Below are 11,200 nucleotides of genomic sequence, written 5' to 3' on the forward strand. Positions count from 1 at the left end.
TCGCCGTCATCATAAGAAAGGTGGCCTTTCTCGATCCCACGGTAATTATACGTGCCGCCGTACCCGGTGATGAAATTCTTCAGACAGGCACCGTGCAGGCCGTTGCTCGCGTTTGAGACATTGTATTCGCCCTCAAACATGCCGGTCGTTGCCGCCATCAGGTCGCCGGCGATCATCAGAACGACCGTCGCAGCGGCTTCAATTGTACCTTTTATACTCTTTACTCAATCCTCTCCCGGAGGTTTCTGTCAGATGACAATTTAACGGGACGACCACAGCATGCGGGCCGGGGTTCTGTCGGACATCGCCCGTAACTGCCGCTCAGGGCTGCCTTATTTTCGCCACAATCCGGCTCTGTGCTGCAAACCTGAACAATGGCACACCCGGGCTCACCTGCCGTCTGCGCGTTTTCCGCCAGAGTGGTTGCGCTCTCAGCAGGTCCGCAGGCTGGCTAAAAGAACGATTCGGGTCTCGCGCCCGTCGCACTTGTTTTCTATAAGGCCCTGACTGTCCCTTCAGGAGCCCGGCCCATGTCCTCTGACCTTTCACCGATCGACAAAGCCAAATTCATCTCTGCAAAGCGCGCCGCGCAGTTTGTGGAAAGCGGTATGAAGGTCGGGCTGGGTACGGGATCAACGGCGGCATGGCTGGTCAGGTGTCTGGGAGAGATGGTCCGCGATGACGGGCTGCGCATCAAAGGCGTGCCGACCTCGACCAGAACGGCCGAACTTGCCCGCCAGGTTGGCATTGAGGTGATTTCGCTTGATGAGGCCCGCTGGCTTGATCTTACGATCGACGGGGCAGATGAATTTGACGGCGATCTCAACCTGATCAAGGGCGGCGGTGGCGCGCTGTTGCAGGAGAAAATCGTCGCAACTGCATCGGACCAGATGATTGTCATTTCGGATGCGAGCAAAGAGGTCGAAACGCTGGGGGCCTTTCCGCTGCCTGTGGAGGTCATCCCGTTCGGCTGGCAGACCACACAGGCGCTGATCGAAGAGACCCTGGTGTCGATGGACGTACTGGGCCGTGACACCGCGCTGCGCATGAACGGCGCCGTTCCTTATGTCACCGACGAGGGCAATCACATTCTTGACCTTCATCTGCGGCGCATCGGCAACGCGCGCCAGCTGGCACTTGTGCTCAACCAGATGCCCGGCGTTGTGGAAAACGGGCTCTTTATCGACATCTGCGACCGGGTCATTATGGGGTTTGCCGACGGGCGCGTGGAACTGCGCGATATAAATGAGGGCACTGTTGATACAGAGCGCATCGATCTGACCGAGGGCACAAACATTTTCGCTGACTTCAGCGACTGAAGCACACGCGCTCGTGATTGCGCAAATGGCTTTCCGGCAACTTCTGCCGTGGTAAAACTGAGCCTGCAGAATATCTTCCGCCCGCCAGACATAATTAAGAAAGGCCCGGTATAATGAGCGACTTTGACTATGATCTTTTTGTCATCGGCGGCGGCTCCGGCGGCGTGCGCGCGGCCCGCGTGGCTGCCGGCGAGGCGGACGCAAAGGTGGCGCTGGCAGAGGAAGACCGCTACGGCGGCACCTGCGTGATCCGCGGCTGCGTCCCTAAAAAGCTGATGGTCTTCGCCTCCGAATACGCCGGCGTGACCGCAGAGGCCTGCGCCTATGGATGGGACATGCAGCAGGGCAGCTTCGACTGGCCCGCCTTTCGCGGCAAACTGAATGACGAGCTCGACCGTCTGGAACAGGTTTACCGCAATCTGCTCGCAGGCTCCGGTGTCGAGACCTTTGACGCCCGTGCCCGCATCACCGGCCCGCATGAGATCTCACTCAGCACCGGCGGGACAAAAACCGCCAAACATATCCTTGTGGCCACCGGCGGGCACCCGGTGCGGCCTGATCTGGTCAATGCACATCTGGGCATCGTGTCTGATGATATCTTCCACCTTGATGAGTTGCCGAAATCGATCCTGATTGTGGGCGGTGGATACATCGCCTGCGAGTTTGCCGGCATTATGAACGGTCTGGGCGTCGAGGTGACGCAGTATTACCGGGGTGCCCAGATCCTGCGGGGCTTTGACGAAGAGGCGCGCGGTCTGGTCGCCGAATCCATGCGTGAAAAGGGCATCGATTTGCATGTGGGCACCAACATCCTCGAAATGGGCCCCGCAGATGGTGATCATTCCCTGACCGGTGGGCCGACAGAATCCGATGCAGCCATGGGCGGCACGGCCAAAGAGCGCAGTGAGACTGCACATCAGCGCAGGGCAGAGGGCGCGGGCGCGGGCCCTGTCTGGGTGAAAGCCACCAACGGATCGGAGAAGGTTTTCGATATGGTGCTCTTTGCCACCGGGCGCGATCCGAACACGCGCGATATGGGCCTCGAAGAGGTGGGCGTGAAAACCGGCCGACGGGGCGAAATTGTGGTAGATGAGTTCAGCCAGACGGCCGTGCCGTCGATCTATGCCATCGGCGACGTGACAAACCGGGTGAACCTCACGCCGGTTGCAATCCGCGAGGGCATGGCCTTTGTCGAGACGGTCTTCAAAGGCAATCCGACGGCGGTTGATCATGAGCTGATCCCATCGGCGATCTTTACCCAGCCCGAGATGGGCACAGTGGGTCTGAGCGAGGAAGATGCGCGCGAGCGCGAACCGGTCGAGGTTTACTGCACATCGTTTCGACCGATGCAGACAGCCTTTGCCGGACAGCCCGACCGGGTGTTGATGAAACTGATCGTTTCGGTGGAGAGCCGCCGTGTTCTGGGCTGTCACATCGTCGCACCAAATGCCGGCGAACTGATCCAGATGGCGGGGATCGCCGTTAAGATGGGCGCGACCAAAGAAGATTTCGACAGGACGGTTGCGGTACATCCCACAATGTCCGAAGAGATCGTGACAATGCGGAACCCGGTCCGGACGGCTTGAATTCCGCGCGTTAAAACGTACCTATGGCTTGCATTATCCGCATGCGACGCGGTTCAGAAGGGAAAGTGATTTAATGGCTGGCAATAATGGCGGCCCCTGGGGGGGCGGCGGCAATTCGGGTGGTGACAGGCCGAACGGTGGTTCGGGTGGCGGAGGCGGCGGTGGTCCGCGTGGCCCGCGAGGCGAAGGCCCGCAGATCCCGGAAATCGACGAGCTGGTCAAAAAAGGTCAGGAGCGCCTGCGTGTTCTGATGGGCGGCAGGGGCGGCAACGGCGGCTCAGGCGGGGATGGCGGCGACAACGGTCCGGCGTTCACCCGCGGGACGATCGGCCTTATTGCGATTGGTGCGGTTGGTGCCTGGCTGATGGCCAGCTTTTATACCGTCGCACCTGAAGAGCAGTCGGTTGAGCTCTTTCTCGGAGAGTATTCCTCGACCGGCAACCCGGGTCTGAACTTTGCGCCCTGGCCGCTGGTCACCGCAGAGGTGCTTCCGGTAACGCGCGAACAGACCGAAGATATCGGTGCGCGCACCGACAGCGGCCTGATGCTGACCACGGATGAGAACATCATCGATATCGATTTCCAGGTTGTCTGGAACATCAGCGACCCTGCTCTGTATCTCTTCAACCTGGCAGAGCCGCAGGCGACAATCCGCGCTGTGTCCGAATCGGCCATGCGCGAGGTTATCGCCCGCAACCAGCTTGCACCGATCCTCAACCGGGATCGCCAGGTTATCGCCGACGAGGCCGAGCAGCTCATTCAGGGCACGCTCGATGCATATGACAGCGGCGTGAACATCATTCGTCTGAACCTCGATAAGGCTGACCCGCCGCGTGAGGTCATCGACAGCTTCCGCGAGGTTCAGGCGGCAGAGCAGGAGCGCGACCGTCTTGAACGTCAGGCTGATGCCTATGCAAACCGTGTGACCGCGGGTGCCCGTGGTGAAGCCGCAAGCCAGCTTGAGCAGGCCGAAGCCTACCGTGCCCAGCAGGTTAACGAAGCCGAAGGTGAGGCCGCGCGTTTCACCTCCGTTCTGGAGGAATACGCCAAAGCGCCTGAAGTCACCCGCAAACGTCTTTATCTTGAGACGATGGAGCGGGTGCTGGGCGATGTGGACAAAATCATCCTCGAAAGCGGCGCCGGTGGCGGCGGTGCGGGCGGCGGTCAGGGCATCGTTCCCTATCTGCCCCTCAATGAGTTGCGACGCAGCACAGGAGGTACAAACTGATGCAGGCGACCAAATTTCTGATCCCGATTGCTGTGATTGTCGTCGTGGGCTTGCTGAGTTCTGTCTTTATCGTGGATGAGCGCGAAAAGGCGCTGGTGCTGCAGTTCGGACAGATCAAATCTGTGAAAGAAGATCCCGGTCTGGCCTTCAAAATCCCGTTTATTCAGGAAGTCGTGCGCTATGACGACCGAATTCTGGCGCTGGATACGGAAGTGACCGAGGTCACGCCCTCTGATGACCGCCGGCTTGTCGTCGACGCGTTCGCGCGCTACCGGATTTCAGATGTTACCCAGTTCCGTCAGGCCGTCGGTGTGGGTGGTCTTCGGGCCGCAGAAGACCGGCTTGAGGGCATTCTCAACCCGACGATCCGCGCGGTGCTCGGCTCTGATGGTGTGACGTCCAATACAATCCTGTCGGCGGACCGTGCTGAACTGATGGCACGGATCACCACCCAGGCCCGCCAGCGGGCGCTGCCTCTGGGCCTCGAAGTGGTGGACGTGCGCCTCAAACAGACCAACCTGCCTGAGCAGAACCTTGATGCGACGTTTGCGCGGATGCGGGCTGAGCGGGAACGTGAAGCTGCAGACGAGATCGCCCGAGGTGAGGAAGCGGCCCAGAGGGTTCGCGCCCTGGCGGACCGTACTGTGATCGAACTGACCTCGGATGCGACCCGGGAAGCGGACATCATCCGCGGTCAGGCCGATGCGGAGCGGAATGCGATCTTTGCCGATGCCTTTGGCGCGGATCCGGAGTTCTTTGAGTTTTACCGCTCGCTCACCGCCTATGAGCGCTCGCTCAAAGGCAGTAACTCCAGCATGGTTCTGTCTCCGGACAGCGAGTTCTTCAACTACCTGCGTTCCGATCAGGGTGCGCGGTCAGACGAAGGCGAGCGCCAGTGAGCACCGTGCTGCTGGCCCTCGGGCTGGTGATGATTGTCGAGGGGCTGGCCTATGCGCTGGCCCCTTCGCTTGTGGAGCGTATGCTTGAGATGCTGCGCAGCCTGCCGGAAAGCGCTGTCCGTCAGGTCGGCTGGCTGGTTGTTGTGAGCGGGGCGATCCTTGTCTGGATCGCGGTCAATACGGGCGCCGGCTGAAGGCTCTGATGACCAGGCCGGCAATGATCGGATCACCGCACCGCATCTTCACGCTTTGGTAACATACTGTTGAAACTCTGACACTGCGAACCATCTTGGATGTTGCACGGATGTCACCCTACATGCAGTCTGTGTGTCACCACACATGCAGTGTGCAAAACAGATCTCAGGGATCTGAAACGAGAGTCAGGAGGCGGAGAATGCAGCCCAAGGCAGTATCCTTGTCAAAATTTAATTCCGATATCACGCAAATGCGTGTGCTCATGCTGGCGGTTCTGACGCTGGTATTTATGCTGGTTCAACCGCTCAGCGCGCTGGCCCAGCAATCAAGTCTTGCCCCGCTGGCGGAGAAAATCAGCCCGTCGGTGGTCAATATCACCACATCAACAGTTGTCTCGCGTCCCACCGGTCCGCAGGGGATCGTACCCGAAGGTTCGCCTTTCGAGGATTTCTTCCGCGACCGTGGCGGTGACGGCGACAGCCCCAGGCGCTCCTCCGCACTCGGTTCTGGCTTTGTGATTTCCGAAGACGGCTACGTGGTCACCAACAACCACGTGATTGAAGGGGCCGATGAGATCCTTATCGAGTTTTTCAACGGCGACGAACTCAAAGCCGAAGTGATCGGTACCGACCCCAACACCGATATCGCTCTGCTGAAAGTGGAAGCCGACGCGCCATTGCCGTTTGTCTCTTTCGGTGACAGTGATGTTGCCCGTGTGGGCGACTGGGTCATCGCGATGGGCAATCCACTGGGTCAGGGGTTCTCTGTTTCTGCAGGGATCGTATCTGCACGCAACCGTGCCCTCAGCGGCACCTATGACGACTACATCCAGACTGATGCTGCGATTAACCGCGGCAACTCCGGCGGTCCGCTTTTCAACATGGACGGCGATGTGATCGGCGTGAACACCGCGATTCTGTCGCCTAACGGCGGCTCGATCGGTATCGGTTTTTCGATGGCCTCTAACGTGGTGACCCGCGTGATCGACCAGCTCAAAGAGTTCGGTGAAACGCGCCGCGGCTGGCTGGGTGTGCGGATCCAGGATCTGACCGACGATCTGGCCGAGTCCATGGGCCTTGAGAGCACGGCAGGGGCGCTGGTTACAGATGTGCCGGAAGGGCCCGCGCGCGATGCGGGCATGGAAGCCGGTGATGTGATCGTGAGCTTTGCCGGCAAAGAAGTCGCGGACACCCGTGGCCTCGTACGCCGTGTGGGCAACAGCCCGGTTGGTGAAACGGTGCGGGTTACCGTGCTGCGGGAGGGCAAATCCAAGGTTCTCAAAGTGACGCTTGGCCGACGCGAGGAAGCGGAAGGTGCCGTGCCGGCCGTGGCCCAGGCGCCCGATGAAGAGGAAGAGCCTGTTGCAACCGAAATGCTGGGCCTGACGCTCACGATGCTTACGGATGAGCTGCGCGAAGAGCTTGGCATCGGAACTGACATGAGCGGCCTTGCCGTGACGGACGTGGACGAAGCCTCCGAAGCCTTTGAAAAAGGCCTGCGCGCCGGTGATGTGATCACCGAAGCGGGCCAGCAGAAGGTAGGTACCGTGGCCGAACTTCAGGAACGTGTCGAGGCGGCACAGGAAGCGGGACGCAAATCGCTGCTGCTGCTGGTGCGCCGTGCCGGTGATCCGCGATTTGTGGCGCTGTCGCTCGCCGAATAGATACGATCCGAACGAAACCGGAAAAGGCGCCTCTTGCGGGGCGCCTTTTTTGCGCGCTCAGGGCACCGCGATGAGGCTGTCGAGCATGGCCGAAATGTCTTCGATCTCTTCTGCCAGCACATGGGTGACCGAATGCGCCCGCTGCAGACGACCGGTGACGCGCAGCATGCGGCCTGCGACCACAGCGCGCCGGAAACGTTCGTAGACATGGCGCCAGACAATCACATTGACCACTCCGGTCTCGTCCTCAAGCGTGATAAAGATCACGCCCTTGGCGGTGCCCGGACGCTGGCGCAGGATGACCAGCCCGGCCACCGTGACCCGCGCATTCAGCGGCGGTGCGTGCAGGCGCTCCGCCACCAGGCAGGACGGCGGGCGCGGCCAGGTCTCGGCACTTTCTGACGAGCGGGGTGCGGAAGAAGGACGGGCAACATACATGAGAACAAATATAGAACAAAACATGGCTGTCGCAAACATCTGATTTCCGGGTCGCAAAAGAGGCTGGCACGTCCTATATGCCCCCGGTAGAGAAGGCTGAGATAAAAAGAGGGGACCCGGAGACGTGGCAAAGATTACCTATATCGAACACGGTGGCACCGAGCATGTGGTGGATGTCGCCAATGGTCTGACCGTCATGGAAGGCGCGCGGGATAATAACATTCCCGGCATCGAGGCCGATTGCGGCGGGGCCTGTGCCTGTTCGACCTGCCATGTTTATGTGGATCCTGCCTGGGTGGAGAAACTGCCCGCTAAGGAAGACATGGAAGAGGACATGCTCGATTTCGCCTATGAGCCCGATCCTGCCCGCTCGCGTCTGACCTGTCAGCTGAAGGTAACCGATGCTCTCGACGGGCTGGTCGTTCAGATGCCGGAAAAACAGATCTGATGCGGGCGAGGGCGCGGCGTCTGCTGTCGCGCCTGCTGGCAGCACCCGTGCGCCGCGCACTTCTGGCGGTGTGCCTGTTGCAAGGGCCGGCCTTTGCCGGCGTTACCATCAACGCCGCCCGCTATGCAGATCCGACCGACCGCTATGCACACGCGGTGCTTGGCGATGACGTGGAGAACATCACGCTTGTGCTGACGCTCTCAGACGGGACAGAACGCCGCCTGAGCCTCCCGGACGATCTGGTTTTCGAGGACACAGCGCCACGGTTGCACGATCTGGATGCCGATGGTTCGCCGGAAGTCATTGTGGTGGAAAGCAGCCAGACGCAGGGCGCACGGCTTGCCGTCTGGGACCACGACGGGCGGATCACGGCGACGCCCTTCATCGGCACGAGGTTTCGCTGGCTGGCGCCTCTGGGGGCGGCCGATCTGGACGGCGACGGGTTCGTGGAAATCGCCTGGATCGACCGGCCGCATCTCGCAAAAACCCTGCGCATCTGGCGATATGATCATAGCGCACTGACAGAGGTTGCCTTGCTTGCCGGCTATACCAACCACCGGATCGGAGAACGCGACATCGCCGGTGGCATACGCATGTGTGATGGTGCCCCGGAGATGGTCCTGGCCACGGCAGACTGGTCAGAGCTTGTGGCGCTGCGGTTTGACGGCGCAGTCATTGAGGGCCGTGTTCTCGGCACCGACACCGGCCGCCCGGCCTTTGCCCGCGCGATGGGCTGTGCGTACTGAAACTGAAAGACCGGCCCGCCTCAGAGTGCGCGCCACCCGATATCGCTGCGGCAAAAGCCTTCGGGCCAGTTCACTTTGCCGACCATGTCATAAGCTGCATCGCGCGCCGCACTCAGGCTCTCTGCCCGGCAGGTGACGGCCAGAACCCGCCCTCCCTGCGCAATCAGCTTACCCTCAGCACGCCCGGTGCCGGCGTGAAAGACCATGCAGCGGCTGTCCTCGGGCAGAGCCTCAAGGCCCCGGATCTCCGAGCCTTTTTCATAGGCGCCGGGATAACCCCGCGCAGCCATGACCACCGTAAGTGCATGATCATCCGCCCAGTTCACCCGCGTCTGTGAAAGCCGCGCTTCTGCTGTGGCATGCATCAGGTCCAGCACCTGAGCGCCGAGCCGCATCATCAGCACCTGGCACTCCGGATCCCCGAAACGGACGTTGTATTCTACCAGGCGCGGTACCCCGTCTTTAATCATGAGACCCACAAACAGGACCCCCTGATAGGGCATGCCGCGCGCGGTCATCTCCGCCATCGTCGGACGCACAATCGTCTCAAGCGTGGTCTCGACAACAGCGTCCGTCATAACCGGCGCAGGCGAATATGCCCCCATGCCGCCGGTGTTGGGCCCGGTATCGCCATCACCGACGCGCTTGTGATCCTGTGCCGTGCCCACGGGCAGTACGGTCTCGCCGTCGCAGAGCACGAAAAACGACGCCTCTTCGCCGTCCATAAATTCTTCGATCACCACCTCGGCACCGGCGGCACCAAATGCACCGCCGAACATATCGTCGATCGCGGCCTCTGCCTCTTCGGCGGTCTGTGCGATGATCACGCCTTTTCCGGCCGCCAGCCCGTCGGCCTTGATCACTATCGGCGCATCCTGTTTGCGGACATAGGCCCGCGCAGCATCAGCATCGGTGAAATGTCCCCAGGCCGCGGTCGGCGCCCCGGCGGCGTCGCAGATCTCTTTGGTAAAAGATTTTGACGCCTCAAGCCGTGCGGCCTCCGCACCAGGCCCGAAGACCAGCACGCCCGCGTCGCGCAGCCGGTCGGCCACGCCGGCGGCCAGTGGTGCCTCCGGGCCGATGATCACAAAATCGATGGCATTTTCTTCGGCGAAATTCACCACAGCGCCGCCGTTTTCGATATCAAGCGTTGCGCAGTCCGCGATATCCGCAATTCCCGCATTGCCCGGTGCCACGATCAGCCGGTCGCATTTGGGGTTCTGCATCACCGCCCAGGCCAGTGCATGTTCGCGCCCGCCACTGCCAAGGATAAGAATGTTCATAGCGGCGCTCCCGATCTGCATGGCAATTGGTTTTCGGGCGTTCTAAGCTGCGCCTGAGCAAACAACAACACCAGAGCAGAGATGGATCTGATCGACAGCCCCGACGAGGGCATCAACAGCCCTGAATTCACCGTTACCGAGCTGTCGGGCGCGATCAAGCGGGTGATCGAGGGCGAATTCGGTCACGTGCGGATCAAAGGCGAGGTAGGGCGCGTGTCCAGACCCCGCTCGGGCCACATCTATCTCGACCTCAAGGACGACCGTGCGGTGATCGCCGGGGTGATCTGGAAAGGAGTGGCGGCCCGCCTGCAAACCGCGCCCGAAGAGGGAATGGAAGTCATCGCCACGGGCCGTGTGACGACATTCGGCGGTCAGTCAAAGTACCAGATCATCATTGAAGACATCAAACCCGCGGGCATGGGCGCGCTGATGGCGCTGCTGGAAAAACGCCGCAAAGCGCTGGAGGCAGAAGGTCTCTTTGATGCCGCGCGCAAAAAGCCGCTGCCCTATCTGCCCGAAGTGATCGGTGTGGTGACCTCGCCCTCGGGTGCTGTGATCCGCGATATTCTGCACCGGCTGCGCGACCGTTTTCCGCGCAAAGTGCTGATCTGGCCGGTGGCTGTTCAGGGTGAGAAGTGCGCGCCTGAAGTTGCCGCGGCCATCGAAGGTTTCAACGCCATGAGCCCCGGCGGCGCGCTTCCACGGCCCGATCTGCTGATCGTGGCCCGGGGCGGGGGCTCGGTTGAGGACCTGTGGGGCTTTAATGAAGAAATCGTCGTCCGGGCGGCTGCGGCCTCGGAAATCCCGCTGATTTCCGCAGTGGGTCATGAAACGGATACCACGCTTATCGACTTCGTCTCAGATCATCGCGCGCCCACGCCGACGGCTGCGGCGGAACTGGCTGTTCCTGTGCGTCATGAACTGATTACCTGGCTCGACGGGCAGGACGCACGCATGCGCCAGGCGCTGAGCAATGGTCTGACGCGGCGCGGACAACGTCTGCGTGATCTGGCCCGTGCGCTGCCGCGCCCTGACAGTCTGCTCGAAACACCGCGCCAGCGACTCGATATCCGCGCCGCGCGCCTTGGCCCGGCGCTGATGGCCGGTGTGCAGCGGCGCACAGTACGGCTCGCGGATGTCAGCGGCTCGCTGAGGCCGGCAACGCTGCGCCGTGCCGTTGAGGGGGACCGCAAACGCCTTGCTGACCGTGCTGTCCGGCTGGCGCCTGCTTTGGTGCGTACCGTTTCGGTGAAAAAAGACCGGTTCGCGACGCAACTCCGGCGTTTTCGGCCTGACGCTTTTGCCCGCGAGAACAGCCGTAAAGAGCGTCAGCTCAGGGATCTGGCCACGCGGCTCTCTGACGCCGGGCAGCGGCAGATCGCAGCCTGGCGGCGC

11 protein-coding genes are annotated in these 11,200 nt (G+C 61.3%); 9 read left to right on the forward strand and 2 right to left on the reverse strand.

What is annotated here, in order from left to right; translation table 11 throughout:
* Positions 1-530: 530 nt before the first annotated feature.
* From rpiA to Q0M35_RS11600, 6 genes are all read left to right on the forward strand, one after another.
* Positions 531-1,319: a ribose-5-phosphate isomerase RpiA gene (gene rpiA, locus Q0M35_RS11575; protein WP_295315371.1), complete on the forward strand. Its 789-nt coding sequence runs from the start codon at positions 531-533 to the stop codon at positions 1,317-1,319.
* A 113-nt stretch (positions 1,320-1,432) separates the two neighbouring features.
* The gene (locus tag Q0M35_RS11580; protein ID WP_295315373.1) at positions 1,433-2,905 is read left to right on the forward strand and encodes an FAD-dependent oxidoreductase; all 1,473 of its coding nucleotides are present in this window, start codon (positions 1,433-1,435) and stop codon (positions 2,903-2,905) included.
* Between the two features lie 73 nt (positions 2,906-2,978).
* Positions 2,979-4,133 (forward strand): FtsH protease activity modulator HflK, encoded by a 1,155-nt coding sequence (gene hflK, locus Q0M35_RS11585; protein WP_295315375.1) that lies wholly within the window; start codon positions 2,979-2,981, stop codon positions 4,131-4,133.
* Complete coding sequence (locus tag Q0M35_RS11590) at positions 4,133-5,032, forward strand: protease modulator HflC (protein WP_295315377.1); 900 nt, start codon at positions 4,133-4,135, stop codon at positions 5,030-5,032. Before hflK ends, Q0M35_RS11590 begins: the two co-directional genes overlap by 1 nt.
* Positions 5,029-5,226, forward strand: coding sequence for a DUF2065 domain-containing protein (locus Q0M35_RS11595; RefSeq protein WP_295315379.1), 198 nt, complete (start codon positions 5,029-5,031; stop codon positions 5,224-5,226). Before Q0M35_RS11590 ends, Q0M35_RS11595 begins: the two co-directional genes overlap by 4 nt.
* Positions 5,227-5,426: 200 nt before the next feature.
* The gene (locus Q0M35_RS11600) at positions 5,427-6,890 is read left to right on the forward strand and encodes a DegQ family serine endoprotease (protein ID WP_295315381.1); all 1,464 of its coding nucleotides are present in this window, start codon (positions 5,427-5,429) and stop codon (positions 6,888-6,890) included.
* Positions 6,891-6,947: 57 nt separating this feature from the next.
* Here Q0M35_RS11600 and Q0M35_RS11605 read toward each other — a convergent pair whose 3' ends face one another.
* Complete coding sequence (locus Q0M35_RS11605; RefSeq protein ID WP_295315392.1) at positions 6,948-7,328, reverse strand: OB-fold nucleic acid binding domain-containing protein; 381 nt, start codon at positions 7,326-7,328, stop codon at positions 6,948-6,950.
* A gap of 124 nt (positions 7,329-7,452) precedes the next feature.
* Here Q0M35_RS11605 and Q0M35_RS11610 point away from each other — a divergent pair, with 124 nt between their 5' ends.
* Both Q0M35_RS11610 and Q0M35_RS11615 read left to right on the forward strand, forming a co-directional pair.
* A complete protein-coding gene (locus Q0M35_RS11610; RefSeq protein ID WP_169641261.1) occupies positions 7,453-7,776 on the forward strand; it encodes a 2Fe-2S iron-sulfur cluster-binding protein in 324 nt (107 codons plus the stop codon).
* A complete protein-coding gene (locus Q0M35_RS11615) occupies positions 7,776-8,522 on the forward strand; it encodes a VCBS repeat-containing protein (RefSeq protein WP_295315384.1) in 747 nt (248 codons plus the stop codon). The genes Q0M35_RS11610 and Q0M35_RS11615 overlap by 1 nt, the downstream gene beginning before the upstream one ends.
* Before the next feature lie 20 nt (positions 8,523-8,542).
* Here the strand turns inward: Q0M35_RS11615 and purD are convergent, their stop codons facing one another.
* Positions 8,543-9,805, reverse strand: a complete 1,263-nt coding sequence (gene purD / locus Q0M35_RS11620; RefSeq protein ID WP_295315386.1) for a phosphoribosylamine--glycine ligase — start codon at positions 9,803-9,805, stop codon at positions 8,543-8,545.
* Positions 9,806-9,886: 81 nt separating this feature from the next.
* Between purD and xseA the strand changes: the two genes are divergently transcribed.
* A partial coding sequence (gene xseA, locus Q0M35_RS11625; RefSeq protein WP_295315388.1) for an exodeoxyribonuclease VII large subunit occupies positions 9,887-11,200 on the forward strand: 1,314 nt, incomplete at its 3' end.

Source organism: Roseobacter sp., assembly GCF_024639605.1.
Taxonomy (GTDB): domain Bacteria; phylum Pseudomonadota; class Alphaproteobacteria; order Rhodobacterales; family Rhodobacteraceae; genus Roseobacter.